This is a genomic window from Rathayibacter sp. VKM Ac-2857 (genome assembly GCF_013205025.1).
Classification (GTDB): Bacteria; Actinomycetota; Actinomycetes; order Actinomycetales; family Microbacteriaceae; genus Rathayibacter.
Genome location: NZ_JABMLE010000003.1, coordinates 323,634 through 350,579 on the forward strand (window position 1 = coordinate 323,634; position 26,946 = coordinate 350,579).

Here is a 26,946-nt window from a genome sequence, read left to right on the forward strand (position 1 = left end):
TACGCGCTGCGTGCTCCTCGACCAGCACGGGCGCTGCCCACGGTCGGCTCCCTGCTGTTCGGCCAGGCGGCGGAGCGGGCCCTCCGTGCTGATCGAGTAGCCCGCAGAGCGGCCCCGTCATGCTGATCGAGTAGCCCGCGCAGCGGGCGTATCGAGATCCACCACCGTCAGGACGCTGAGTCTGCAGACCCGTCCTGCTGGCGACGGCGGGTCTCGATACGCCCCTGCGGGGCTACTCGACCACCATGACGCGGCGCAGCCGCGTCCTTTCCCTCACCACCGAGACGCGAAGCGGCTTCGCCGCTCGATACGCGCTGCGCGCTACTCGACCAGCACGCCCGTGGCGCACGCCGATGTGTCTGCGCGCACTGCTGCAGGGCGGGGAAGAGACCGACGTTCATGCGGTGGTGGGGTCTCGATACGCCCCTGCGGGGGTACTCGACCAGCATGTTCTGCGGGCGTCTCTTCCCTGTAGATCCACCCGCGTCAGAGCCTCGGGGGGCATGCCTGGTCACGGTGGGTCTCGATACGCGCTGCGCGCTACTCGACCAGCATGCGTCGGGGCACGCTGACGCGCCGTGCACCCACTCCATGTTGATCGAGTAGCCCGCGGAGCGGGCGTATCGAGATCCACCCACCGTCAGAACGGTGCGGGAGCATCGTCGAACCGAGGCCCCGGCGGCGGGTCGGGCGGCCGCCCGGGCAGGGGTGGCGGGCGGTTGCTGATCCGCCGGCCGGTCGGGCTCGTCCAGACGAGGGTCCCGTGGTCGTCGACCCGGTCGTAGCTCCACTGCTCTCCGTGCCGCACGTGGTGGTGGGACGTGCAGAGCGAGACGAGATTGTCGAGGGAGGTCTCTCCGCCGTTGCGCCACTCGAGGGTGTGGTCCGCCTCGGCCCTCGATGCACTGCGTGTGCAGCCGGGGAACCGGCAGGTCTGTCCCGCAGCTGCAGGTGCAGGCGCATCTGTGGCGGTGGGACGCGCCAGGTGCGGCCGACCGAGACGACTGCCCCGGTGTCGGAGTCGGTGAGCACCCGTGTGAAGGACGCAGCTGTGCGGATCAGCTCGCGCGCGATCTCCGCGGGCACCGGCCCATAGCCGTCGAGGTCGGCCGGCGCGTCGTCGAGGCCGACGGCCGTGGACGCCGCGAGCGCGAGCCGCACCTCGGCGCGGATGCCGGGGACGAACGTCGGGTCGGGCCGGTGCTCGGCGTTCGGCGACGTGCCGACGATGTCGCCGTCGCAGAGCAGATCGACCGCCGCATCGGCGCTGAGCTGCTGCAGGGTGCGCGGGTCGCCCTCGTCGCGAAGGGTGCGGGCGATGCGGCGCAGCCGGTCGTGCGCGCCCATCACGGCAGGCGCCGGGCCGTAGACGCAGAGCGTGGCCATCCCGTCGATGTCGGGCGTGACCCAGACGGCCCGGTCCTCGCGGGCACGGGCGTGCCGCTGGGCGAGGGGCTGCTCGTGCAGCTCCTCCCGCCAGCGGCTGAGGGCTCGGCGCAGCTGCGTCGTCGTCATCGTGAGGGCGGCGTCGGCGGCGCGCTCGTCGAGTGCGGAGCGGGAGGTCTCGGGGAGGCTGCTCGCGGTCTTGCAGATCGCCTCGCCGACCTCCCAGAGGATCCGCGCGTCCCTCAGCAGTGCGCGGGTGAGGGGGAGGTGCTCCATCAGCATCTGCGCGGTCTCGAGGCGGCGGGAGACGTCCCGCTCGGACAGGCCGAACGCCACTGCGAGTTCGGCGCGGAGGGAGCGCTCGACGAGGTCGCGGGTCTCGCTGCGGGTCGCGCCGCGGGCGAAGGCCTCCGGAACGGTGAGCGCGACGCGATAGCCGCGGTGCAGGCGTTCCGCTGCTCGGAGGCGTGTCGGGGAGGTGGCGCGCTCGTCGGCTGCGGCGCCGTCGAAGCAGTCGCGCACCTCCGCGAGTGCCGCTGCCGTCTCGTCCTCTGTCATACGCGTATTCAAGCAGGGACCACCGACACCGGAGCGGGGATGCAGGTCGGTCGGGGAGAGCGCCGTCAGGTGGACGGCTGTGGAGGAGGCTCGCTCCCGGATGTCTCTGCGGTGGTGGGTCTCGATACGCCGCCGGAGGCGGCTACTCGACCAGCATGAATCGCCTGCGGCTTGTGCGACCAGCATGAATCGCCTGCGGCTTGTGCGGCCAGCAGGGGTCGCCCTGCGGGATGCGCGACCAGCATGAGGCGGTTGGTCATGCACAGTGGTCGCGGACTGTGCCCCTCCATGCTGATCGAGTAGCCCGCGCAGCGGGCGTATCGAGATCCACCAGTGTCGGGACGAAAGCCTGCAGACCACTGTGCCGGCGGTGGTGGGTCTCGATACGCCCTTCGGGCTACTCGACCAGCATGGGCTGCTCTTCGGGCTACTCGACCAGCAGGGTCCGGGGTCAGCGGCGGCGGCGCAGCAGCGCGTCGACCGAGAGGCGGCTGGGGCCGGTCAGCGCGAGCGCCACCGCGCCGGCGGCCAGGACGAGGACGAACTCGATGCCGCCGGTGGCCGCGAAGAAGCCGCCCGGCAGGTGGACGACGACGAGCGCGACCAGCGCCGTGACTGCGAGGCCGGCGGCGGCGATCCGGGTCAGCAGGCCGACGATGATCGCGGCGCCTCCGAGCAGCTCGGTGAAGGCGGCGACCGGGGCGAGGACGGCGGCGAACGGGATCCCCATCGCTCCGAAGCCCTCGATCGTCGCGGCGAGGCCGTCGACGGCGATCTTCTGCCAGCCGTGCGCGAGGAACACGGCGCCCAGCGCGAGGCGGAGGACGAGCAGTCCGGCGGAGGCCCCCGGCAGCGCGCCGCGGCGGGCCGTGGACGAGGTGGTCGGGCGGTCGAGCGTGGTGGTCATGGCGTGCCTTCCGGTCGGAGCGGATCTCGAGGGGGAGTGCCGCACGCCGTCGTGCTCGTGCTCGACCGTAGGCGCGACCGTCGCCCGCACGAGCGCCGTGGAGTGGACACTGAGAACTCACACAGGCGCACCCCAGGCGGCAAGGCCCCGCACACGCCGGAGCCGGCGCCGCCCTCCTCACGAAGGCGACGCCGGCTCCCGCACCGATCCTCAGCAGCTCGCGGCCGGGTACTCCTCGCTCTGCTCCCGCGTCACGTCCTCGCCGTCGACGGTCCCCGTCACGGTCAGGTCGACCGCATCGGCCGGCACCGCCTTCGCCCGGGTGGTGAAGGAGTGGAACGCGCTCTTGCCGGGAGCCACGGCGGTGAACGCCTTCTCGCCGTAGGGCGTCGTCATCGTGATCCCCACCGGCACGTCGGCCGTGTTGACCGCGGTGACGCCCAGCTGCACCTTGCCCGCGACGCACCGGCTCTGCACCGTCACGTCCAGGTCCGGCAGCGCCGGGGCGGCGGGGGCGACCGCGGCCACTCCGAGCCACGAGATCACCGGCTTCTCGCCGCCCGCGCCCTCGTTCGTCACCCGGTACTCCACCGTGGTCGCCGCATCGAGCGTGAAGGTCAGCGCCCCGGTCAGCGGCGTGTTCGTGCCCGACAGCGGGATGTTGCCCTTGGCCAGCTCCGCACCCCCGGCCGAGACCGTGTGGTTCATCGTCCGGCTGAGGCCCCACCACTCGGTGAACCCGCCCGTCAGCGTGTACGTCCCGGCGGCCAGCGGCAGTCGGTAGATCAGCTGCGTCGTGTCCTGGTAGAGACCGGTCGAGAACTTGTCGTTGACGTCCGTCCCGGTCTTCACCTTCATCCCCTCGGGCGCGAAGCCCCACTGGTCGGCGGCGGTCGAGGCCCGGTCCGACACGGCGTTGAGCAGCGACGGGACGGCCGCTTGCACCGCGCCGTACTGCGGCGAGGAGGTCGCCGCGGTGCCGGAGTCGATGTAGTAGGCAAGTCCCTCCGGCACGATCTCGTAGCGCGCGGTCACCTTCGCGCCGTTCGCGAGCGTCCCGCGCAGGGTCACCGGCGCGTAGTCGGTGCGGGTCTGGGCTGCGGAGTCCGCGTCCCAGGTGACGCCGACGGAGGCGCCGTCGACCGTGAGCGCGGTCGGCAGCGCGGCGCTCGCGGTGAGCGCGCCCTGGTAGCCGAGGTCGCGGGTGACGCTCTGGACGTAGACCAGCGCGAGCCGCGCGTTGTAGCCGCTCGTCCCGTCGGTCCCGAAGGACACGTCCACGACGCCCGGCGCCGCGAGGGTCACCTGCTGGCGCACCGGCGTGGCCGCCCCGGTCGAGACCGCGGTGGCGCGCTTCGTCGTGCCGGCCGCGGTGACGGTCGAGACGACGTTGGTGGTCAGTCCGGCTCGCGGCGCCTGCACGGCGACGACGTCGTAGGTGCCGGCGGGCAGGGTGAGGTGCGTCACGACGGGCTTGCCGAAGTCGGCCGGCACGTACGAGGAGCTCCAGTCCGCGGGGTTGCCCGGGACGACGGCGCCGGTCGACGTGGTCGAGTAGCCCCAGGTGCTCCCCGCGGTGACCCCGTCCCACTTCCGGTCGGCGGCGTCGTTGAGGACGCCCGGCTGGCTCGCCTTCACGGCCGCGTAGGCGGATCCGGCGGCGGCTCCGCTCGACCCCGAGTCGACGAAGTAGCGCAGGTCGGCGGGAGTCACGAGCAGCGGCACCGAGAAGCGCTGGAAGACGCCGGCGACCTTCTCGGAAGTCCGGCCGGTCAGCCGCACCGTGCCGAGCTCGGCCGTCCCGGCGAGGGCCTGCGCGGCTCCCGCGTCCCAGGTCACGGCGCGCTCGGCGCCCTCGAGGGTCACGGTCTTCGGCAGTCCGGCGGAGGCGGTCCCGGCGATCAGGCCGAGGTCGCGGACGTCGGTGCTCACGCCCTCGGGCACGAGCTCCGCGGCGGTCCGGCTGAGGCGTGCCACCAGAGCGGCGGTCCCCTCCGCGTCGAGGCCGTAGCCGGCCGGGTCGGCCAGCGCCGATCGCGCGGAAGCCACGACGCTCGCGAACGGGGCCCAGGAGGAGGCGCTCCACTCCGCCTCGACGAAGGACTCGGCCGTCGCCAGCGCCGCCGCGAGGGCGGTCGTGTCGACCGCCGACGAGTCCGCGTTCGCGACGACCAGGCCGACCGCGTCGACGTTGAGCACGCCGTCGTTCGCCGTCTCCAGCACCACGGTGTGCGCGCCGTCCGCGAGTCCGCGGAGCTGGAACGCCGTGCGCTCGCTGCCCGCCGCCCAGGTCGGCGCGTTCGTCGCCACCCGGACGCCGTCCACGGTGACGTTCAGGGTCGCCGCCCCGGTGTTGCTGCCGAGGACGTCGAGTCCGGTCCCGGTGAAGGAGTAGGTCAGTGCCGCGCCCTTGCCGGTGCTCTTCGACGCCGTGCGCTGCCACTCGAACATGCCCTGGCCGTTGACGTGCGTCCACTGCTCGTCGAACTCGAGGATCGGCGTCGAGCTGTCGCTCCAGCTGGTCTGGTGCATGCCGTCGACGACGGTGGAGTAGTAGGGAGTGAAGCCGGGCACCTGCTCGACGACGAGGTCGTCGAACTGCGTGAAGGTGAACGCCGAGCCGAGCTGCACGCGCCCCGCGGCCTGCGGCGCCGGGTCGGTGTACGCGGCGACCTGCACGCCGTTGAGGTACGCGGTGTAGCGGTCGCCCGCCACCTGCACGGCGATCCGGTTCCACACTCCGGTGCCGGTGCGGAACGCCGTGCCGGGGGTGGCCGAGGCGGTGCCGGACGCGACGGAGGTGCCGTAGCGCAGCAGACTCCAGGCGCCCGTCGCGTCGACCCGCAGCTCGGCCGCGGAGACGTTCTGGCCGTTGGCCGTCCCGCCCTGCTCCCGGGCGCCGATCGTCGCGTACGGGGTGCCGCCGTTCTCGAAGAGCACGTCGACCGAGGCGCGGTAATTCGCCCAGCGGTAGTCGCCGATCGTCGTCTTCGGGTCGCCGCTGTTCCAGGCCGAGCCGTTCATGCCCGGGCCGACCTGCTGGCGCAGCACGCGGTCGCGCGCGGCGTCGCCGGTGGCCACCGACTCGAAGGCGCCGTTGGTGTCGTTCGTGTAGCGCGGGATCGCGCCGTCGTCCTCCGGCTGCACCGCGGGGGTGCCGGCGGGCTTCGCCTTCGCGCCGCGGCTGTCGAGGAACGACTCGCCCGAGTCGCTCAGCGCGCCGGTCGCCGGGTCGTAGGAGCGGATGTCCGCGGCCTCGGCGTAGTCGAAGTCGTCCGCGTACAGGAAGGAGTCGGTGGTGACGCCGTTGACGTCGCCGCTCGCGTCGGTGTCGAGCACGTCGCGGCCGCCGTCGGCGTCGGTGTACTCGGGCGAGGTCGGCAGGGTCGAGCCGTAGCCCTCGCGCGGAGTGAGGACACCGCCGGCGCTCGCCGCGTGGTCGAGCGTGGTCGCGGTCGCCGTCGACCAGGGCTTCACCGTCACCGTGTAGACGCCGTCCACAGCGGACAGCTCCGACACGGGCGCGACGTAGTTCGCGTCGTAGGCCTCGCCGGCGTCGGCCGCGCGGGTCTCCCAGACCTCCATCGTGCGGTCGGCGCCCAGGTCGAGGTCCTTCGCCGAGAGCGCGTAGGTCTTCTCGAACGGGCTGTCGTTGACGATCACGGTGGAGAAGTCCGAGCCGTCGGGCGCGGCGAGCGTCGTGTACGACACCGCGCCGGTCGACGCGCCGCTGGGCGGGTTGCCGCCGCCGAGCGCGCTGCCGGAGGCCTGTGGGATGCCGCGCCAGACGCCCGCGGTGTTGTCCTCGTTCTCCCAGCCGAGCTGCGCGAACTGCGTGTACTGCTCGACCGCGGCCAGGCCGCCGTCGTAGTACAGCCAGCCCGACCACGGGTCGCGGGCGCTGACCAGCTCCTTCGAGGAGTACTGGAAGCCGTCGTAGAAGGAGCCGATCGCGGGCTGGAAGATGTTCAGGGTGCGCAGCGACTTCGCGAAGCCGGAGGTGACCCAGTTGCTCATCTCGAGGGCACTGTTGGTGCCGCCGAACTCGGTCCCGGTGCCGCCCTGGCCGTCGGGGTTCGTGTTGTTCGGGCGGTCGGCGGAGTTGGAGAAGGTCGCCTGGCCCTCGGAGTTCCAGATCTCCTTGTCGTAGGTCTGCGCGAACTTCTTGAGGTTGCCGTTCGCGTCGTCCGCCGTGGAGTAGTGGAAGCCGACGACGTCGACGGCGTCGCGGAGCGAGGAGTCGGTGGCCGAGTTCAACTGGTCGCCGAAGGAGGTCGGGGGAGTGCCGACCGTGTCCGCCGCGACCGTGCGGATCGCGCGGTAGCGCTCCCCCTCGTCCGCCGAGGCGAAGCCGTTGTTCGGGTCCTGCGCGCTCGCGCCCTCGTAGCCCTTGGTGTCGGTGCGGAGCCAGGTCGAGAACTTCTTGTAGAGCGCGGCGTTCGGGCTCGTGGTCTCGTTGGTGTCCGGGTTGATCGAGTCGACCATGATCCCGTACTCGCGCTCCGCCGCCAGGACGGTGTTCTTGAACCAGATGTACTGGTCCTCGTCGCTGGTGACCCAGGTCGGGCGGCTCCAGCGCAGGATGCTGACGTGCACGTCGCCCTCGGCGACCGACTGCGCGTCCGCGGCCAGCTGGAAGCCGGGCTCGCGCTGCACGTTCGGGTACTCGTCGCGCGAGCGCATCGTCGCGACGTTCGGCCCGGTCGAGGTGTTGCGGTCGTTGCCCATCTCGATCTTGATGGTGGTCATGATCGGGTGCTCGCCGCCGAAGAGCGTCTCGATCAGCTCCCAGTACTTCTCGGGGTGCTGGGACTTGTAGTCGAGCAGCAGCGCGCTGGTGGAGTTGGCGGAGAGGATGCCGAAGCCCTTGAAGGTCAGCGCGTTGACGCTCTCCGCCGCGGCGGCGACGTCGGCCGCAGTGATGGTCACGGCCTGGACGTCGGAGGGCGCGGCCTGGGCGGCCGGCACCTGGGTGAGCCCCGCGGCGAGCAGGGCGCCGAGCGCGGTCGCCGCGACGAGGGTCCGTCCCCTCCCCTCCTTCCTGCGGTGCGGCCTGCTGTGCGAGGGGGGCTCGGGCTGCGAGCCTCGAGCGTGCCGGGGAGAGCGGTTGAGCATGAGTGCGCCTCGTCGTCGAGTCGAATGGGATGAGCGATCCGCCAACTCCGATCATTTCAGAACATGAGGAGAGCGATCGCTGTGGTCACCGTATCCGAGCGGTTTCCCGGGCGCAACGGCTCGAAGCGGCTCGCGAGCAGGGTCTTTCCTCTTGGAGCGACCACGGGATAGTCTGCTCGCCAGCGCGGAACGCTCTTCCTTGATGATCGATAATGATCGAATGGGAGGGACGGGACGCGCGACGACGAGTCGGCGACGAGGCCGACCGGAGAATGGAGAACCCCCGCCATGACCACCCGCTCCACACGGATCCACCCCCTTCTCACCCGCGGCGCCGCCGGTCTCGCCGGTGGCCTGCTGCTGCTCGGCGTCGCCGGCACCGCGTTCGCCGACGAGGTCGAGCTCGGCAACGACGACGTCGACGTGAACGTGCAGATCGCGCCGCTCACGACGCCGGGCTTCCTCTCGATGACCGTCGCGAGCGACTCCACCGCGCTGACCGAGGCGGGCTCGACCGGCGTGATCCGCCAGTTCACCGGCACGCTGCCCACCGTCACCGTGACCGACACCCGCGACGCCGCCGACATCCCCGCCGAGGCCGGCTGGTACGTGCTCGGCACCGCGAGCGACTTCGTCTCGTCGGCGGGCGACACCATCGGCGCCGAGAACCTCGGCTGGGCGCCGAACCTCATCGACGGCGGCGACTCCGGCCTCGTCGCCGAGGGCGACGTCGTCGACCCGATCATCGACGGCGGCCCCGACGGCGTCGGCCTCGTCGACCAGGAGCTGCTCGCCCTCACCAACGACAGCGCCGGAGTGGCCGAGGAGGGCTCCTGGACCGCGAACGCGGCCCTGACCCTCAAGACCCCCACCACCGTCGACGCCGGCGACTACACCTCGACCCTCACCCTCTCCCTCTTCGAGTGAATATGTCGGTCGAGTAGCCGCCTCGGGCGGCGTGCACCCTCCATGCTGGTCGAGTAGCCCCGCAGGGGCGTATCGAGACCCGCCGTCACCAGAAGGCGGGTCTGCAGACTCGTCTTCCGGTGGATCTACTTGCAAGAGACGCCCGCAGACATGTTGGTCGAGTAGCCCCGCAGGGGCGTATCGAGACCCACCACCCCAAGGACGTCGGTCTCTTCCCCGCCCTGCGCTGGCGCCGAAGGCGCCCCCTCCGCTCGATACGCCCGCTGCGCGGCCTACTCGATCAGCATGGAGCGGACCCGCCGCGTGGGCTGGCCGATCAGCATGCTCCGGACCCGCCGCGCGGGAGGTCCCGCGCCCGGCACATGCTGGTCGAGTAGCCGCCTCCGGCGGCGTATCGAGACCCGCGGGCTGGGGACGGGCGGATCTCGATGCGCCGCGCTGCGCGGCCTCCTCGATCAGCAGGAATCCTCGAGTGGACCCGCGACGGGCCTCGAGTCCCGAGCGGGCCCCCGCGCGCGTCCACTCGGCGGGGCCGGCTCGCGCGAGTAGACCCGCGTCGGGCCCTGCACCTGGGACGGAGCCCGTTCCGGGTCGACTCGCCTGCCCGCCTCATGCTGGTCGAGTAGCCGACGCAGGCGGCGTATCGAGACCCGGCGTGAGGGGGGACGGTGGATCTACTGGGAAGAGACGCCCGCAGACATGCTGGTCGAGTAGCCCCGAAGGGGCGTATCGAGACCCACCACCGCATGAACGTCGGTTTCTTCCCCGCCTGCGGTGGTGCCGGAGGCGCCCCCTCCGCTCGATACGCCCGCTGCGCGGCCTGCTCGATCAGCAGGAAAGGGGCTGCTCGATCGGCAGGGGGTCGATGAGGCCGGCGGGTGCGGGGTCCGCGGGTGTTCGGTATCGTGGCGCGCTCCGAGACCCGAGGGGGGCATCGTGGGCCGTCAGCACACCATCGCAGGAGCCGTGGGGATTCTTGTGCTCGCGCTCGCCGGCTGCGCCTCGCCCGCGGATCCGGAGCCGGAGGCGGCCGGCGGCGGGCTCGACATCGCCGTCTCCTCGGTCTGCGAGGTGGGAGCCGATCCGCAGTGCACCGCGGTCGGCGGCCAGGACGTGCTCGTCGATCCGGCGGCCTTCACCCGGGCGGGCGTCGCGTCCGTCGAGGTGTCCGGCACCGGCGACGCCCAGACCGTCGACGTGCGCTTCGACGAGGACGGCGCCGAGCTCTTCCAGGACGCGACGGCGGAGGCGGCCGGCGCCGGCCCGGACGCGCGGCTGCTGCTGCGGGCCGGCGACGTGGTCGTCTCGGCCGTGGCGGTGATGCAGGCGATCGAGGGCGACTCGGTGCAGATCCTCCCGGGCGACGAGGACGCGCAGGACCTCGCCGACCGCATCGGGCTGACCCGAGCGGTCAGGACGCCGGCGGCTCCTCCACGCCGAGCTGCACGGCCAGCTCCATGCAGCGCACCCGGGCCGGCGAGAAGTCGTAGGGCAGGCTCCGGATGACGTCCGCCGCGCTCCTGGCGCGCGGATCGGCCGCGGGGGCGGGCGTCTCGGCGTCCTCGGGCGCGTGCCGCTCGTCCCAGGCGTCGAAGAGAGCGTCGTCCTCCTCCAGCTGACCGGACTCCATGCAGACGCGCAGCAGCTCCGTCTCGAAGGCGTGCCGCTCGGCCGCCACCTGCGCCACCCGGGGATCGTCGACGGCGACGGAATCGTCCAGGGCCTCCTCGGCGGCGTCGACGCGGTCGGACGCGGCGCGCAGGTCGGGGTGCGCGGCGAGAGCGGCGAAGCGGCCGGCCTGTATTGCGGCGCCGAGCGGGCCGAACACGCGCTCGGTCACCAGCAGGGTGTCCAGGTCGTCCTGGCGCAGCGAGCCCTCGGGCGCGCTCTCGAGGCGGCCGGACACGAGGTCGTCGAGCAGGCCCAGCCGGCTGCCGAGCGTGCGCATGCGCTCCACCGAGGCCCGCTGCCGCTGCAGCTCGGCCTCCTGCGCGGCGAGGGTCTCCTCCAGCCGGGCGAGGACGGCGGCGACCTCGTCCGCGCCGTCCGCACTGTCCGGCGCGGCGCCGGCGAAGGCGTCGCGCACGTCGTCGAGGGCGATGCCCACCTCGGCCGTCCGGCGGATCCAGAGCAGCCGGATGATCTCCTCGTAGCCGTATCGGCGGCGCCCGTCGCCGCCCCGCTCGCGCTCGGGGAGCAGGCCGACCTGGTGGTAGTGGCGGATCGCCCGGGGCGTGACGCCGACGAACGCCGCGGCGTCGCCGATCAGGACCTCGCGGGGCGGAGTCGGGAACGGGTGCATGGTTGGCCTTCCGGGTCGGGTCGGGACGTGCTTCGAGCAGACCACATGACGCTGCGGCAGGAGCAAGCCGCTCGACGTCTCCGGCGGTGGTGGATCTCGATACGCCCGCAGGGCGGGCTACTCGATCAGCATGCAGGGGCCCGCAGAGCGGGCTGCTCGATCAGCATGGACTCGGGCTGCCCGATCCACGGGGGAGGGGACGGTCTGCGCCGCCATGCATGCTGGTCGAGTAGCCGCCGCAGGCGGCGTATCGAGACCCACCCCTCCGGGAGGCGTGCCTCTCCTCGAGCAGGCTGGGGTCAGGCGCGCGGGCGCGGGGCCGCGGCGCTCTCGCGGAGGACGAGCTCCGGGAGCTCGGAGGAGAAGGCGGCGCCCGTGCGGCCCTCCATCGCGGGGAGGAGCAGGCCGAAGCCGCGGCGGCCGAGGCCGGCGAAGTCCTGGCGGACGGTCGTCAGGGCGGGCGTCCACATCCGGGCGAGCGGGTGGTCGTCGAAGCCGACGACGCTGATGTCCTCGGGGACGCGCAGCCCGGCCTCGGTGATGCCCTTGATCACGCCCATCGCGATCTCGTCGTTGCCGCAGAAGACGGCGGTGACGCTCGGGTCCTCGACCAGCCGCGCGGCGAGCAGTCGCCCGGACTCCGGCTCCCAGGTCGCCTCGAGCGGGGTCGGCGCGGTCGCCACTCCCGCGGCCTTCAGCGCGCGGCGCCAGCCGGTCGTCCGGCCGTCCTCGCGCCGCGACGGCGGGATGCGGATGTGGTGCACCGTCGAGTGCCCCAGCTCGAGCAGGTGCTCGGTCAGCGACTGCGCCGCGCGGAGCTCGTCGAGCACCGCCTGCGGCCGCCGCCCGCGGACCCCCGAGAGCGCGACGACCGGCACGGTCTCCGGGATCGCCGCGAGCACGGCCACGCCCGGCGGGTCGAACTTGAGGACCACGATCCCGTCGGGGCTCTGGTCGAGCACCGAGGAGAGCGCCCGCTGGACGTGCTCCGGGTCGGCTGACTCGACGACGGTGATGGTGACGGTCCAGCCGCCGGCGCGCGCCTCCTCCTCGATGCCGCGGATCGCCTCGGCGTAGCCGTACTGCGAGGTGTTGCCGGCGACGACGGCGATGGTGCGCGAGCGCCGGGTCACGAGGTTCCGGGCGACGGCGCTGGGCCGGTAGTTGAGCTCCGCGATGGCCGCGAGCACCCGCTCGCGCTTGTCGGGGGCGACTCGCGCGGCGCCGGTCAGCACCCGCGACACGGTCGGCACCGAGACGCCGGCGAGGCGGGCGACGTCGGCGATGACCGGGGCCCTCGTCGCCTTGTCGCGCGTCACGCCGTCCCGCTTCCGTCCTCGACCGTCCTGCAAGTGCCCGGCGAGCCACGACGGAGCGAGGGCGACCGGCTCGGTGCCGCGGGCTCCGGCGGTGGTCACTTCACCGCGCCGCTCGTGATGCCGGAGATGATCTTGCGCTGCGCGAAGACGAACACCAGGAGCAGGGGCAGGCTCATCAGGATGATATAGGAGAAGATCAGGTGCCAGTTCTGCAGGTAGAGCCCGGCGCTGGCCACCTGGTAGAGGTTCAGCGGCAGGGTGTCGAGCCGGCCGCCGACCACGAACAGCGCGTAGAAGACGTCGTTCCAGATGTAGAGGCAGATCAGGATCGTCGCGGTCGCGAGCACTGGCATCAGCAGCGGCAGGATGATCGTGAAGAACACCCGGATCGGCCGCGCGCCGTCGACGCGGGCCGCCTCCTCCAGCTCCGCGGGGATGGTGCGGACGAAGCCGGTGACGAAGAAGATCACGGTCGAGAGGTACATCCCCATGTACACGCCGACCATGCCGACGGCGGTGCCGGCGAGGCCGAGCTGGCGCAGCAGCAGCACCACGGTGACGACCGCGGGCGGCAGGACGATGCCGCTGATGGCGAGCGCGTAGACGACGGCCATCCCGCGGCCGGTGCGGCGGCCGAGGATCCAGGCGGCCATCGAGCCGAGCACGAGCACGCCGAGCACGGACGGCACCATCACGAGGACGCTGCCGAGGAACGCGGGGACCATCCGCCCGTCGGTGAAGACGGTCGCGAAGTTCTCGAGGAGCTGCCACTGCGAGGGGGCGGCGAGGTTGGGGTTCAGCGCCTCCGCCTGGGTCTTGCCCGCGGTGCTGATGATCAGCCAGAACGGCACGCCGAGCAGCAGGGCGACGGCGGCGAGGGCAGCGGCGGGCTGGGCGAAGCGAGCGAGCATTCGGGCTACTTCAGCCCGCTTCTTCGGTGTGGGGCCGGTATTCGAGCGCGGTGCGGACGTGCGCGCTGGAGCCAGTTTCTCGATCATGGTGCTCACAGGACGTCCTCTCGACGGCGCAGGGTGCGGATGACGGGGAAGGCGAGGACGGCGACGGTGACGAAGAGGATCAGGCTCATCGTCGTCGCCTGGGCGAACAGGCCCTGGCCGAAGGTGCGGAAGATGAAGATGTTGAGCAGCTCGGTCGTGCCGCCGGGTCCGCCCTCGGTGGTGGCCTGGACGATGTCGAAGCCGTTCATCGAGCCGAGCAGCGCGGTGGCGACGTTGAAGGTCAGCGCCGGCGCGATCAGCGGGAAGCGGATGTCACGGAAGGTCTGCCACCAGGACGAGCCGTCCAGGCGCGCGGCCTCGAGCACGTCGCCCGAGATCGTCTTGAGCCCCGCCAGGTAGATCAGCATCGACAGGCCCATCCACTTCCAGGAGTGGATCAGCGCGACGACGACGATCGTCCAGGTGGTGTCCCCGAGCCAGGCGATCGAGACCGGCTGCCCGGAGACGAAGGAGAGGATCCCGTTCAGCGCGCCGTCGGGCTTGAGCAGCGCCTGGAAGACGTAGCCGACCGCGAGGGCGGACATGATCACCGGGATGAAGAACATCACCCGGGCGAAGCGGTTGACCCGGGTGTCCTTCTCCAGCAGCAGCGCGAGGATCAGGCCGAAGACGTTCTGGAACACCGCGACGAGCACCGCGTAGACCAGCGTCACCCGCAGCGCCTGAATCAGCGTGCCGCTCTGGAAGAGGTCGACGAAGTTCGAGAATCCGACGAACCCGATGGCGGCCTTGAAGCTGGACCAGTCGGTGAACGCGTAGACGAAGTTGAACACCGTCGGCACGAAGAAGAAGACGATCAGGACCAGGAGGGCCGGCACGAGGAAGACCAGCGGGTGGTCGGAGCGGCGTCCGCTCGGCATGCCGCCGGTCTTCACGGCGCGGGCGAGGACCCGGGGTGGCGCGGCTGCTCGGGTGGTGGACACGCGGGGCACTGCCTTTCGAGAGAGGGGGTCGTGCGCGGGAGGGTCCGGGGCCCGCCGTCGTGGCCGGGCCCCGGTGTCGAGCGGCTAGAAGCCGGTGGCGCCCTGCGCCTTCGCGAGCTGCGCGAACTGGTCCTGCGTGGCTTGCGCGACCTGCTCCGGGGTCTTGGTGCCCTGGATCATGTCGGCGAGGTAGATGTAGAGGTCGGGGTTCGCGATCGCCTGGGCCTGCATCGAGCCGACCGAGTCGCCGACGGAGTCGCTGACCGAGACGAGCGCGGTGGGCACGGTGTCGGGCGTGGTGACCGAGGGCTGGAGCGAGATGGTGTCCTGCGCGGTGACGAAGTCCGAGTAGCCGTCGCCGAGCCAGTAGGAGAGGAACTGGCGCGAGGCCGCCTCCTTCTCGGCGTCGCCCGTCTTGAAGGCGACGAGCGCGTTCGACTGGTCGGGGATGAAGGTGCCGACGTTGCCCGAGGGCGAGATCGGGAAGAAGCCGATGGTGTCGTTCAGCGTCGCGGTGTCGGACAGCGACTGCAGCTGGCCGAAGAACGAGTTGACCTGGACGACCATCGCCGCGTCGCCGGCGAGGAGGGCCGCGCCCTGGTCCTCGAAGGTGGCGGTCTTGATGTCCTCGTTGAACAGGCCCTCGTCGATCAGTCCCTTGTAGGTGTCGATCGTGCCCTGGATCGTCGGGTCGGTGAACTTCTCCTCGCCCGAGTTCACGCGGTCCCAGAGGCCGTCCTTCGCGGCGTCGGCGAGCTGCACCTGCACCCACCACTGGGTGGCCCAGCGGTCGGCGCCCATCTCGAAGAACGGGGTGACGCCCTTGTCCTTCAGCTGCCGGCCGAGCTCGACGAACGAGTCCCAGTCGGTCGGCGTCTCGGTGATCCCGTTCGCCTCGAAGACCTTCTTGTTGTAGTAGACGCCCTCGACCGCGGGGGTGGTGACCAGCGCGGCGTAGCGGGTGTCGTCGAGCAGGCCGGTGATGTCCTTCAGCGAGGGATCGACGTCCTCGAGCCAGGGCGCTCCGTCGAGGCTCTGCAGGTTCGTCGAGGCGTTGAGCGCGGTGAGCTGCGAGGCGGTGGGCTGCCAGAAGGCGAGATCGGGCTTGTCGCCGGTCGCGACCTTGGTCTGCACGCCCTGCTCGTAGGGGTCCGGGATCGTTTCGACGTCGACGCTGGCGCCGGTGAGCTCCTCGAAGCCCTCGATCACCGACTCCGGGACGGTGTTGGAGTTCTGCGCGGCCCAGATGGTGAGGTCGGTGCCGGACAGGTCGGCGTCCTGAGCGGGCCAGGAGGCGGGTGCGGCGTCGCCGCCCGCGGTGCCGCCGCCGGCCCCGGGGTCGCTGCAACCGGCGAGGAGCAGGGCGGAGGCCGCCGTGAGGACGGCCGCGCTGAGGAGTGACTTCTTCATCGAAATACTCGAGCTTTCTGTGAGGGGAGAGGGTGTGCCGGGACGGGTGGATCCGGCAGGGGTCAGGTGGTGCGGAGGGACAGGCGGAAGGTGCGGGCGGAGGGACCGGAGCCGGTGGGCCGGACGGTGAGGCGGGCAGTGCTGGGCTCCCACTCGACGGGCCACGCCGTCAGTGCGACCGGGAACACGACCGAGACGTCGACGTCCTGCCCGCGCAGCTCCGGGACGTGCAGCACGACGTCGTCGCTGCCGCTGCGGCGCCAGACCGAGACCAGGTGCTCGTCCTCGGTCCGCAGCGCCAGGGCGACCGCGTCGTCCGTCCAGCCCGGCAGCCCGAGCGGCCAGCGCGGCGAGGAGGAGGCGATCGGCCCGCGGAGCCGCTTCGCCGCGGCGACGGCCTCGTGCACCAGGGCGAGCTGCGGGTCGGACATCCGGTTGAGGTAGCCCGAGAGGTAGAACCGGCCGAGGAGCCCGGTGACCAGGCAGAACGCGATCTCCTCGTCGTCCATGTCGGCCTGCGGGTACGCCCAGCTGGCGGCCTGCTCCGGGAGGAGCATCATCGGCGCGGCGGCCGCGATCGGCGGGTAGCGGCGGAAGTCCTGCTGGTCGGAGGTCGACTGCATCTGCAGGCGGGACATCACGGCCCAGTCCTGCCGCATCGCGCCCGAGGAGCAGCTCTCGATCACCAGGGTCGGGTGCCGGTCGAGCACGCCGTCGAGCCAGGCGAGGTAGGCGCGGTTGTGGCCGAGCAGGCCCGCGCCGATCGAGTCGGCGTCGCGGTCGGTGCCGGGGCCGGCGTCGATGTTGTAGTCGAGCTTGAAGAAGCCGATGCCGAAGTCGGCGATCAGGCGGTCGACCGTCGCGTCGAGGTGCGCGCGCGCCGCGGGGTGGCGCAGGTCGAGGTGGAACCGCTCGTGCTCCTCGATCCGCGCGCCGGCCCGCTGCAGGAACGCGTCGTCCGGCAGCTCGCCGGCGAGGGGGCTGTCCACGCCGATGACCTCGGGCTCGAGCCACAGCCCCGGGACCAGGCCGCGGGCGCGGATCCGCTCGATCACCTCGCAGAGGCCGTCCGGGAAGCGGACCGTGGACGGCTGCCAGGCGCCGACGCTGCTCCACCAGCCGCCGGCGACCCCGCTGTCGTCGTACCAGCCGGCGTCGATGCAGAAGATCTCGGCGCCCGCCGCGGCCGCCGCGTCGATGAGCGGCAGCAGCTTCTCTGTGGTCGGATCGCCGTCGAGGGTGTTCATGTAGTCGTTGAAGACCACGGGCATCGCCGTGTTGTCCGGGTGCGCGCGGCGCCGGGCCCGGCGGCTGAGGGTGAGCGCGTCCGCGGCGGCCGTGGTGTCGGCGCCGACGGCGACCGTGACGGGGACGGAGCGGAACTCCTCGCCCGGCTCGAGCACGCAGAGCCAGCCGTGGTCGAGATCGGTGGGGCCGGAGAGGGCGATCGAGCCGCCGTCGATGTCCTCGCCGACCTCCCAGCGCCAGGCGCCGTTGTGCTCGATCTGCCAGAGGAGGGCGGCGTCGGGGGCGTGGAGGCCGGCGACCGGGAGCTGCTCGCCCGTCGACCAGCTGCCGGTCGAGACCGCGCCGACCGCGCCGCGCGGGTCGTGCCCGGTGATGTCCTCGCGGAGGGCGACCAGGCCGGCCTCGCGCAGCGGCGTGCTGCTCCAGCGGCCCTCGCCGAGCCAGTCGTTCCGGCCGCGCAGCAGCGACCAGCGGGCGAAGGACTCCTTGCCCGTATCCGCTGCGTCGCTCGCGGTGGCACCCGGGTCGCAGCTCCATGAGGCGACCGAGCGCAGCACCTGCCGCTCGACCGCGCGGACGACGACCTCGGAGGTGACGGCGGCGACGCCGGGCACACTCCGGAGCACGGCGGTCGCGACCAGTCCCGGCGCCTCGGCCGTGACCTCCAGCACGTCGACGCCGTCGACGACGCTCTCGCGGTGCGAGATGTAGCGCAGCGCGGCGCCGAGCTGCGAGTGGGTCAGCCGGCTGCTCGCCGGGGCGTGACCGGCGGCGACGGTGGTGATCTCGAAGAACGGAGCGGCGTGCGTCGCCCGGAGCGCGACACCGCGGGCCGTCAGCGCCACCAGCCGGAACGGAGCGTCGGCGTCGCAGGCGAACGTCAGCTGGAGGGCCTCGGGGTCTCCCCAGGTCAGGTCGTTCGGCACAGGGGCTCCTCGTCGTCGTGGAGGGGGAAGGGCGCTGCCCCGGATTCGGGACTGGACAGATACTGATACCGATTTCACGAAAGCGCAAGGCCGAGATGAAAGCGTTATTGCCGAGGGGGACGAGGACGCGATACCGATTTCACGATTTCCTGGCCCGCCGAGTCTGAAATCGCTATCGTGCTGGCAGCGGCGCCTCGCCGTCCCCTCCCATAGGAAGAGCATTCGATGATGAAAGCCTCCAGAGCACTGGCCTGCGTCGCCGCGATCGGCGTCGCCCTCAGCGGATTCGGCCTCGTCGCGGTCGCCGCCCCCGCGAGCGCGGCGGGCAGCTCCGAGACCCTCGCCGTGGACTTCTCACGGCCCACCGGCGATTTCCGCGGCGGTGCGACCGGCACCCTCTACGGCTTCGGCGACGAAGGAGCGCCCACGCAGGCGCTCATCGACGGAGCGCACATCACCAACACGTCGCAGAAGGCGCCGTTCGGCACCCAGCACCCGAGCGGTGACGCCCTCAAGGTCGAGGACGGCTTCTTCGCCGAGCACGGCGAGGACATGTACATCTACACGCAGGACTACTACCCCGACTGGGCCTACAACGGCGGTCAGCGCCCGGGCGACACCCGCACCTATGACCAGGCGACCGGCACGTACACGAGCACGCCGAACGGAGTGTGGGACTACCTCGAGATCGTCGAGTTCGTCACCGAGGCGGTCGCGACGAAGTCGGATCGCCCGCAGGACTACGTGCACATCCCGTTCAACGAGCCGGACGGCGGCAACTGGTACAACGACTGGGGCGCGCTGAAGGACACCTTCCTCGCCGACTGGAAGGCCTCGTACGACGTCATCCAGAAGGTCTACGCCCGCCACGGCCTGGGCACCGCGCGCGTCGGCGGCCCCGGCGACGCCTCCTATCACGCCGATCGCACCGCGGACTTCCTCGACTACGCGAAGTCCACCGGCACCCTCCCGCAGGTGATGATCTGGCACGAGCTCGGCATCGACAACCTCGCCACCTTCCGCTCGCACCTGCAGGACTACCGCGCCCTCGAGGACGCCCGCGGGATCGCCGACATCCCGATCAACATCACCGAGTACGGGATGCTGCGCGACATGGGCACGCCCGGTCAGCTGATCCAGTGGCTCGCGATGTTCGAGGACGAGAAGGTCGACGCGCAGGTCGCCTACTGGAACTACGCCGGCAACCTCTCCGACAACAGCGCCCGCCCGAATGCGGCGAACGCCGGCTGGTGGATGTTCAAGTGGTACGGCGACCTCGACGGCTCGAAGACCGTCGCGGTCACGCCCCCGAAGCTGAACACCGCCGACACCCTGCAGGGCATCGGCGCGGTCGACGCGGTGAACAAGCGCGCGACCGTCCTCTACGGCGGCTCGGGCGCGCAGAACGTCGCCCTCGACCTCGACGGGCTCGACCCGGCCGTCTTCGGCTCGACCGTGGATGTCGAGGTCCGCGAGGCGACTCTCTCCGGCGCCCAGGGCGTGCACGGCACGCCGCGCGTGATCGCCGCCGTCGACGGAGCGGCCCTCGCCGCCGGCTCGCTCGACCTGGCGATCCCGAGCTACGACCGCTACGCCGCCTACCAGGTGGTCATCACTCCCGCCCAGGACCGCGTTGTCAGCACCACCGCGAGCTGGCAGTCGAGCATCGAGGCCGAGAACACGGCGCTCACCGGCGCCCAGGCCTTCACGCAGAACCCGACCGACGGCGGCGGCTGGAAGTTCCTCGCCTCCGGCGGGCGCGACGTCGGAGCGTTCAACAACGCCTCCTCGAAGGCCGACTGGACCGTCACCGTCCCGCGCACCGGCAGCTACCGCTTCCAGGTGATCGGAGCGACGCCCGGCGTCCCCGGCCGGCACGCCCTCTTCGTCGACGGCGCGAAGAACCAGCTCGTGCAGTACACCGCCGACCTCGCCCTGACGACCACGCAGAAGTGGCAGTACCGCGGCAGCGCCGAAGTGACCGTCGAGCTGACCGCCGGCCAGCACACCCTCTCGCTGCGCGCCAGCGAGAACGGCACGACCGTCCTCCCGAACGCCGACATCACGCTCGACAAATTCCTCCTCACCGACGTCACCGACGGAGAGAGGACCGTCTACCCGGCCTCGACCCTGCGCTACGCGGGAGGCGCGAAGGTCGTCTACGACACGGCGGGTGCGCGCGGCTTCGCGAGCATCGCCGGCCAGCAGCGCGCCGACGTCTACGCCAACGCCTGGAAGACCGGCTACTACGACGTCGCGCTCGACTACCGCACGAGCGGAGCGTCGAGCATCGACGTGTCCGTCAACGGCCGCACGGTCAGCACCGTCAGCGCCGGATCGGCCGGGCTGTGGTCCTCGACCACCCGACTGAACCTCGTCGAGGGCATCAACGAGATCGAGCTGCGCTCCGCTGCCGGCGTGCTGCTCAGCACCGTGACGACGACCCGCGCCGCCGACTCCGACTCCGCCGCGACGACGATCGAGGCCGAGAACGCGACGAAGACGGGTGCGGCGGCGAACGCCTCGCTCGCCGCGAGCACCGGCTCCAACGTGTCGGGTGGGCAGTACGTGGGCTTCGTCGGCAACGGCGCGGCGAACACCCTCGAGATCGCGCGGGCCGCGGGCTTCGACACCGCCGGCGCCTACGACCTCTCGGTGACCTACTCCAACGCCGAGCTCAGCGGCCGCCACGACTACAACCCGCAGGTCGTCGACCGCCGGATCGACGTGACGGAGAAGGGGGTCGCCGGCACCGTCGGCAGCGCCTACTTCCGCTACACGATCTCGTGGAACAGCTTCTGGGAGCGCACCGTTCCCCTGACGCTGACCACGGGCACCGCGCCGATCGTCCTGGGCAACGCCACGGCGTACGCCCCGAACATCGACAAGGTCACCATCGCGCCCGTCGCCGTCGGCACACCCACCACGGTGTCGCTCGCGCCGGCGCTGCCGACGACCGTCACCGCGTCGAGCCGCTGCGTCGCCGGCAAGGTCGTGCTGACCGTCAGCGCCCGCAACGACGCGACGGTTCCGGCCGACCTGCAGGTCGCGACCAGCCACGGCACGAAGTCGTTCCCGAAGGTCGCGCCCGGCTCGAGTGCCAGCGCCGCCTTCACCGTCCGCGCGACGAGCATGCCGACCGGAACGGCGACGGTGACCAGCACCGCCACGGTCGGCGGCACCCCCGCGACGACCACGACGAGAGCCCCGTACCCGGCGTTCACCTGCTGAGGCTTCGCTGCGCGGGCTGCAAGCGGAGGGCCGCTGCGCGGGCTACTCGATCAGCATGTTCTCCGCGGGCTGCTCGATCAGCGCCGTTCCATGCTGGTCGAGTAGCCGCGGGACGCGGCGTATCGAGACCCACGTGTCCGGCGACGGTGGATCTCGATACGCCCGCGGAGCGGGCTACTCGATCAGCATGAAAGGTAGGCCCGCGGAGCGGTCCGCCCGATCAGCGTGCGGCCGCTACGAGGTGTAACCCGCCTGGATGGTGTCGAGGACCTGGTCGGTGCTCGAGCCGTCGATCCAGTCGACGATGCCCTTGAAGAAGCTGTCGGAGCCGACGGCCTTGGGCATCAGGTCGGAGGCGTCGAAGCGGAACGTGGTGCCCGGGTCCTGGAGGATCGAGATCGAGCTGCGCAGCAGGTCGCTGCTCGCGTTCGCCGGGTCGAGGCCGGTGTTGGCCGAGATGACTCCGCCGAGCGAGACACGGCTGTTCGCCCAGTCGGCGCTGGCCAGGTACTCCTGCACCTTCGCGGTGTCCTCGTCGTTCGAGAACGCGGCGACGAACTCGCCACCACCCGTCACGGCCTGGTCGTCGTCCGCGGAGATCGGCGGGGTGAGGAACGCCCACACGTCGCCGTCCTCCGCCACGGTCGCGTCCGCTCCGGTGAGGAAGCCCTCGAAGAAGGACGCCTGGTGGGTCAGCGCGCAGGACCCGTTCGCGATGTTCTGCGCGACGTCACCGAAGGCCGTGGAGTTGATCGACGACACGTCGCCGTAGCCCGCGTTCACGAGCGTCGGGTCGAGCAGGATCGAGCCGACCTTGTCGAACGCGGTCTTGATCGAAGGGTCGGTGAACGGGGTGTCGCCCGCGACCCACGAGTCGTAGACGTCCGGACCCGACTCGCGGAGCACGGCGTCCTCGATCCAGTCCGTTCCCGGCCAGCCCGAGGCGGCGTCGGAGGCGAAGCCCGCGCACCAGGACGGTCCGCCGGACTTCTCGGCGATGGTCTTCCCCAGCGCCTCCATCTCGTCCCAGGTCGTCGGGACCGAGACGCCCCACTCGGCGAACTTCGCCGGCGAGTACCAGACGTAGCCCTTCACGCTCGCCATCAGCGGCGCGCCGTACTGGGTGCCGTCGACCTGGCCGTACTTCTGCCAGTCCTCCGACCAGTTCTGCTTCACGTTGGCCAGCGCGCCCTCGGGCAGCGCGACGACCTTGCCCGACGCGACCGTGTCGGCGAGCAGTCCCGGCTGCGGGAAGATCGCGAGGTCGGGGACGTCGCCGCCCTGCACCTTGATGCCGATCTGCTGCTCGAAGCCCTTGTCGCCGGTGTACTTGATGTCGATGCCCGACTCCTCCTCCCAGTCCGCCCAGGACTGCTCGAGCAGGGTGGCCTCGTCGCCGTTGATCGTGCCGTAGACGGTGACGGAGCCGTCGCCCGCCGCGGCAGCGCCGCTCGCGCCGCCCCCGGCGTTCGGGTCGTTGGGGTCGCTGCTGCTGGAGCAGCCCGCGAGCGCGATTCCGGCGGCCGCGAGAACGGCGACCGGAAGGGTGAGACGACGGTGCAGGGATGACCGCATGGTTCCTCCTCGTTGAGTGATGAAGCGACGAGGGGGAGTAGCCCCCCAGCTGCGTCTACCCAGAGTACGTCGTGAGAGAGCGCTCTCTCGGTAACGATCCGGCGTCGGATCGGCGAAGACGCGGGCGGGCGTCCCTGCCGCGGTCACGCCGGAGCGGATTGCCCGCCCCCGCACCCTCCGCTTCCGGTAGCTTCGAGTCGCTCGGCATCCCGGTCCACCCGCCCGGCGTCCCCTTCCTCCCCGATCCTGGCGGGGCGGCAGAAGGACCCTCGCAGGCCCGGGCTCGGCGCGTCCTCGGGCGCCGCCCCGTCGCCGGCTCCCGCGTACCCGGCGCGGGAACGACCCCCCGAAAGGCGTCCCCGATGGACCCCGCCCCCGCTCCGCGCACCCTTCTGCGAACGCCGCCCACCCGCCGCAGCCGCCTCCGCGCCTCGTTCCTCGCGATCGCCGCCGCCGCAGCCCTCGTCGTCGTCGGCCTCGTCGTCCCCACCGCGAGCGCCGACACCGCCTGCGCGCCCGGGCAGAACGCGATCGTCTGCGAGAACGCGAAGCCGGGCACCGACCCCTCCGTCTGGGACATCACCGGAGCCGGCGACCCGTCGATCCAGGGCTACTCCACCGACATCAGCGTGAACGTCGGCCAGCGGATCGACTTCAAGATCGACACCGACGCCGCGGCCTACTCCATCGACGTCTACCGCACCGGCTGGTACTCCGGGAGGGGCGCCCGCCTGATCACCTCGGTGACCCCGACCGCGGCCCTCCCGCAGACTCAGCCCGAGTGCCTCTCCGACGTCACCACCGAGCTCTACGACTGCGGCACCTGGGCCGTCTCGGCCGGCTGGGACGTCCCGAGCACCGCCGTCTCCGGCGTCTACGTCGCCCTGCTCACCCGCGCCGACACCGGCGGCCGAAGCCAGATCACCTTCGTCGTGCGCGACACCGCCAGCACCTCGGCCGTGCTCTTCCAGACCTCCGACCCCACCTGGCAGGCCTACAACACCTACGGCGGCTCGAACTTCTACAGCGGCGGCGCGAACGGCCGCGCCTACAAGCTCAGCTACAACCGCCCCGTCACCACCCGCGGCGACAACCAGGGCCGCGACTTCTACTTCGCCAACGAGTTCCCGCTGGTGCGCTTCCTCGAGCGCAACGGCTACGACGTCAGCTACTTCAGCGGCGTCGACGCCGACCGCTTCGGCTCGGCGCTCAAGCAGCACCGCTCCTTCCTCTCGGTCGGCCACGACGAGTACTGGTCCGGCGCCCAGCGCGCGAACGTCACCGCCGCGCGCGACGCCGGCGTGAACCTCCAGTTCCTCTCCGGCAACGAGAACTACTGGCGCACCCGCTACGAGCCCTCGCCGACCACCGGCGGCCAGGACTACCGCACCGTCGTCACCTACAAGGAGACCTGGGCGAACGCCAAGACCGACCCGTCGACCGAGTCCACCGGCACCTGGCGCGACCCGCGCTTCGCCTCGGTGGCGAACGGCGGCGGCCGCCCCGAGAACTCCCTCGCCGGCACGCTCTACATGGTGAACTACTCCGACCTGCCGGTGACCGTCAGCGCCGCGGAGGGGAAGCTGCGGCTCTGGCGCAACACCTCGCTCACCGGCCTCGCCACCGGGAGCAGCGCCGCGCTGGCCCCGCACACCATCGGCTACGAGTCCAACGAGGACGTCGACAACGGCGCCCGGCCGCCCGGCCTGATCCGCCTCTCGACGACGACCGGCGCCGTCCCCGAGTACCTGCAGGACTTCGGCACCACCGTCGCGGCCGGCACCACCCGGCACAACCTCACTCTCTACAAGGCCGCGAGCGGCGCGCTGGTGTTCTCCGCCGGCTCCGTCCAGTGGACCTGGGGCCTCGATCAGGAGCACGACGGCAACGGCGCAGCCGCGGACGTCCGGATGCAGCAGGCGCAGGTGAACCTCTTCGCCGACATGGGCGTGCAGCCGACCACGCTGATGAGCGGCCTGGTCGCCGCGACCAAGAGCACCGACACCGCGGGTCCGACCGTCTCGGTCACGAACCCGTCGGGCGCCACGAGCAAGGCCAACGGCGCCGCGGTGACGGTCTCCGGCACCGCCTCCGACGCCGCGGGCAAGGTCGCCGGCGTCGAGGTCTCGACCGACGGCGCCACCTGGCACCCCGCCTCCGGCACCACCTCGTGGACCTACAGCTACGTCCAGCACGGGACCGGCACCGGCACGATCCGCGTGCGCGCCGTCGACGACAGCGCGAACGTCGGCGCCGTTACGAGCCGCGCCGTCACCATCACCGGCACCGGCACCGTGTTCGGCGCCGAGGTGCCGAAGACCGCGGACTCCGGCGACGTCGATCCGGTCACGCTCGGCCTGCGCTTCACACCCACCGCGGACGGCTTCCTCCAGGGCGTGCGCTTCTTCAAGAGCGCGGCCAACACCGGCGCGCACACCGGCACGCTCTGGAGCGTCGACGGCCGGCAGCTGGCCACCGTCGCCTTCGCGAACGAGACGGCGAGCGGCTGGCAGACCGCCACGTTCGGCGCGCCCGTCGCCGTCACCGCCGGCACCACCTACGTCGTCTCGTACACGACCGCGACCGGCCACTACACGGCCGCGGACTGGTTCTGGTCGAGCGCCGGCTACGACGCCGCCCCGCTGAAGGTCGCCGGCGGCTTCGGAGCGACGCCCGCCGGGGTCTACAGCACGACCGGCGGCTTCCCGACCGACAGCTACCGCGCGAACAACTACTACGTCGACGCCGTCTACAGCACGGTCGACGCCACGCCGCTGAGCGTCGGGTCGCAGACCCCGCTGGCCGGCTCCTCGAGCGTCGCACCGTCGACGAGCGTGTCGGCCGTCTTCTCGAAGGCGGTGACGGCGAGCACGGTCGTGATGACCCTGAAGACCGCCGCCGGCGCGAGCGTCGCGGGCAGCACCTCCTACAGCGCCACCACCCGCACCGCCGTGTTCACGCCCACCGCCCCGCTCGCCGCCTCGACCGGCTACACCGCCACCCTCGCGGGCACCGCGACCGGCGGCGGCACCGTCACGGCCGGCGGCAGCTGGACCTTCACCACCCGGGCGCCCGACGCCGTCGTGGGAGCCTGCCCGTGCCGGCTCTTCGACGACTCGACGACCCCCGGGATCGCACAGGTCGCCGAGGGCACGCCCGTCACCCTGGGCGTGCGCTTCGCACCGCTCGTGAACGGCACCGTCACGTCGCTCCGCTTCTACAAGGGCCCCGGCAACACCGGCACCCACGTCGGCACGCTCTCGAACGCCGACACCGGCGCCGAGATCGGCCGGGCGACCTTCACCGCCGAGAGCACGGCCGGCTGGCAGCAGGTGACGTTCGCCACCCCGGTGGCCGTGACCGGCGGCACCGACTACATCGCCGCCTACACGACGACCACGGGCAACTACTCCGCCACGATCAACGGCTTCGGTTCGGGATCGACGCGCGGCCCGCTCGTCACCGCGAGCGACTCCGGCGCCTACACGTACACCGGCGGCTTCGCGGGGCAGCGCTCGACCACGAACTACCTGGTCGACGTCTCCTTCACGCCGTCGGCGACGCCCACGCCGACCCCGACGCCGACGCCGACGCCGGTCGCACCGACGGGCACCCGCCTGTTCGCCGACGCGACGCCCGCGACGGCCTCCGCCGAGGACTCCTCCTCGGTCGAGGTCGGGGTGGCCTTCACTGCGTCGACGGCGGGCAGCGCCACCGGCCTCGCCTTCTACAAGGGCTCCCGCAACACCGGCACCCACGTCGGCTCGCTGTGGGACGCCTCCGGCACGCGGATCGCGCAGGTGACCTTCACCGGCGAGACCGCGACCGGCTGGCAGAGCGCCGCCTTCGCGACACCGGTCGAGCTCGTGCCGGGCGCGCGCTACACGGTGTCGTACCTCGCGCCCGCGGGCTACTACGCGGCGACGGGAGGCGGGCTCGCGTCGCCGGTCACCAACGGGGCGCTGACCTCGGCCTCCGGGGGGAACGGGGTGTACCGCTACGGATCCGGCGGGGTCATGCCCGCGTCGTCGTACAACTCCACGAACTACTTCGTGGACGTGTACTTCCAGGCGAAGGGGTAGGGGGCGCGGCGAGCTGAC

14 protein-coding genes and 1 pseudogene are annotated in these 26,946 nt (G+C 71.8%); 4 read left to right on the forward strand and 11 right to left on the reverse strand.

Features of this window, described 5'->3' with window-relative positions; genetic code table 11:
• Positions 1 to 640 precede the first annotated feature (640 nt).
• The 4 genes and pseudogenes from HQQ86_RS22115 to HQQ86_RS15050 all read right to left on the reverse strand — a co-directional run bounded on the left by HQQ86_RS22115 (position 641) and on the right by HQQ86_RS15050 (position 7,966).
• Complete coding sequence (locus tag HQQ86_RS22115; RefSeq protein WP_367948699.1) at positions 641 to 985, reverse strand: HNH endonuclease signature motif containing protein; 345 nt, start codon at positions 983 to 985, stop codon at positions 641 to 643.
• A pseudogene (locus HQQ86_RS15040) lies at positions 949 to 2,130 on the reverse strand (DUF222 domain-containing protein); the annotation flags it as partial. The gene HQQ86_RS22115 and the pseudogene HQQ86_RS15040, both read right to left, overlap by 37 nt.
• Positions 2,131 to 2,395: 265 nt before the next feature.
• On the reverse strand, positions 2,396 to 2,851 hold the full coding sequence (locus HQQ86_RS15045) for a DoxX family protein (RefSeq protein WP_173289068.1): 456 nt from the start codon (positions 2,849 to 2,851) through the stop codon (positions 2,396 to 2,398).
• Between the two features lie 210 nt (positions 2,852 to 3,061).
• Complete coding sequence (locus HQQ86_RS15050) at positions 3,062 to 7,966, reverse strand: family 16 glycoside hydrolase (RefSeq protein WP_173289069.1); 4,905 nt, start codon at positions 7,964 to 7,966, stop codon at positions 3,062 to 3,064.
• Between the two features lie 288 nt (positions 7,967 to 8,254).
• Here HQQ86_RS15050 and HQQ86_RS15055 point away from each other — a divergent pair, with 288 nt between their 5' ends.
• Together HQQ86_RS15055 and HQQ86_RS15060 are read left to right on the forward strand one after the other, a co-directional pair.
• Positions 8,255 to 8,893, forward strand: a complete 639-nt coding sequence (locus tag HQQ86_RS15055) for a hypothetical protein (protein WP_173289070.1) — start codon at positions 8,255 to 8,257, stop codon at positions 8,891 to 8,893.
• Between the two features lie 966 nt (positions 8,894 to 9,859).
• The gene (locus HQQ86_RS15060; RefSeq protein ID WP_173289071.1) at positions 9,860 to 10,399 is read left to right on the forward strand and encodes a hypothetical protein; all 540 of its coding nucleotides are present in this window, start codon (positions 9,860 to 9,862) and stop codon (positions 10,397 to 10,399) included.
• Here the strand turns inward: HQQ86_RS15060 and HQQ86_RS15065 are convergent.
• From HQQ86_RS15065 to HQQ86_RS15090, 6 genes are all read right to left on the reverse strand, one after another.
• Positions 10,305 to 11,195: a MerR family transcriptional regulator gene (locus HQQ86_RS15065; RefSeq protein WP_173289072.1), complete on the reverse strand. Its 891-nt coding sequence runs from the start codon at positions 11,193 to 11,195 to the stop codon at positions 10,305 to 10,307. The two genes, HQQ86_RS15060 and HQQ86_RS15065, sit on opposite strands and share 95 nt — an antisense overlap.
• Positions 11,196 to 11,494: 299 nt before the next feature.
• Positions 11,495 to 12,613 carry a LacI family DNA-binding transcriptional regulator gene (locus tag HQQ86_RS15070; RefSeq protein ID WP_367948674.1) on the reverse strand — a complete coding sequence of 373 codons (1,119 nt, stop codon included), beginning with the start codon at positions 12,611 to 12,613 and terminating at the stop codon, positions 11,495 to 11,497.
• Positions 12,610 to 13,425 carry a carbohydrate ABC transporter permease gene (locus tag HQQ86_RS15075; protein ID WP_173289073.1) on the reverse strand — a complete coding sequence of 272 codons (816 nt, stop codon included), beginning with the start codon at positions 13,423 to 13,425 and terminating at the stop codon, positions 12,610 to 12,612. Before HQQ86_RS15075 ends, HQQ86_RS15070 begins: the two co-directional genes overlap by 4 nt.
• Before the next feature lie 92 nt (positions 13,426 to 13,517).
• Positions 13,518 to 14,456 (reverse strand): carbohydrate ABC transporter permease, encoded by a 939-nt coding sequence (locus HQQ86_RS15080; RefSeq protein WP_367948675.1) that lies wholly within the window; start codon positions 14,454 to 14,456, stop codon positions 13,518 to 13,520.
• An 84-nt stretch (positions 14,457 to 14,540) separates the two neighbouring features.
• Positions 14,541 to 15,866 (reverse strand): ABC transporter substrate-binding protein, encoded by a 1,326-nt coding sequence (locus tag HQQ86_RS15085; protein WP_173289074.1) that lies wholly within the window; start codon positions 15,864 to 15,866, stop codon positions 14,541 to 14,543.
• A 62-nt stretch (positions 15,867 to 15,928) separates the two neighbouring features.
• The gene (locus HQQ86_RS15090) at positions 15,929 to 18,040 is read right to left on the reverse strand and encodes a glycoside hydrolase family 36 protein (protein ID WP_367948676.1); all 2,112 of its coding nucleotides are present in this window, start codon (positions 18,038 to 18,040) and stop codon (positions 15,929 to 15,931) included.
• A 228-nt stretch (positions 18,041 to 18,268) separates the two neighbouring features.
• Between HQQ86_RS15090 and HQQ86_RS15095 the strand changes: the two genes are divergently transcribed.
• Positions 18,269 to 21,271 carry a hypothetical protein gene (locus HQQ86_RS15095; protein ID WP_216845553.1) on the forward strand — a complete coding sequence of 1,001 codons (3,003 nt, stop codon included), beginning with the start codon at positions 18,269 to 18,271 and terminating at the stop codon, positions 21,269 to 21,271.
• A gap of 234 nt (positions 21,272 to 21,505) precedes the next feature.
• Here the strand turns inward: HQQ86_RS15095 and HQQ86_RS15100 are convergent, their stop codons facing one another.
• Positions 21,506 to 22,846, reverse strand: a complete 1,341-nt coding sequence (locus tag HQQ86_RS15100) for an ABC transporter substrate-binding protein (protein WP_173289076.1) — start codon at positions 22,844 to 22,846, stop codon at positions 21,506 to 21,508.
• A gap of 362 nt (positions 22,847 to 23,208) precedes the next feature.
• Between HQQ86_RS15100 and HQQ86_RS15105 the strand changes: the two genes are divergently transcribed.
• Positions 23,209 to 26,928, forward strand: coding sequence for a DUF4082 domain-containing protein (locus HQQ86_RS15105; protein ID WP_173289077.1), 3,720 nt, complete (start codon positions 23,209 to 23,211; stop codon positions 26,926 to 26,928).
• Positions 26,929 to 26,946: the final 18 nt, after the last annotated feature.

Coding starts and splice junctions, on each gene's coding strand:
- HQQ86_RS15045 (WP_173289068.1), bottom strand. CDS start 2,851: ATGACCACCACGCTCGACCGCCCGACCACCTCGTCCACGGCCCGCCGC.
- HQQ86_RS15050 (WP_173289069.1), bottom strand. CDS start 7,966: ATGCTCAACCGCTCTCCCCGGCACGCTCGAGGCTCGCAGCCCGAGCCC.
- HQQ86_RS15055 (WP_173289070.1), top strand. CDS start 8,255: ATGACCACCCGCTCCACACGGATCCACCCCCTTCTCACCCGCGGCGCC.
- HQQ86_RS15065 (WP_173289072.1), bottom strand. CDS start 11,195: ATGCACCCGTTCCCGACTCCGCCCCGCGAGGTCCTGATCGGCGACGCC.
- HQQ86_RS15075 (WP_173289073.1), bottom strand. CDS start 13,425: ATGCTCGCTCGCTTCGCCCAGCCCGCCGCTGCCCTCGCCGCCGTCGCC.
- HQQ86_RS15085 (WP_173289074.1), bottom strand. CDS start 15,866: ATGAAGAAGTCACTCCTCAGCGCGGCCGTCCTCACGGCGGCCTCCGCC.
- HQQ86_RS15095 (WP_216845553.1), top strand. CDS start 18,269: ATGAAAGCCTCCAGAGCACTGGCCTGCGTCGCCGCGATCGGCGTCGCC.
- HQQ86_RS15100 (WP_173289076.1), bottom strand. CDS start 22,846: ATGCGGTCATCCCTGCACCGTCGTCTCACCCTTCCGGTCGCCGTTCTC.
- HQQ86_RS15105 (WP_173289077.1), top strand. CDS start 23,209: ATGGACCCCGCCCCCGCTCCGCGCACCCTTCTGCGAACGCCGCCCACC.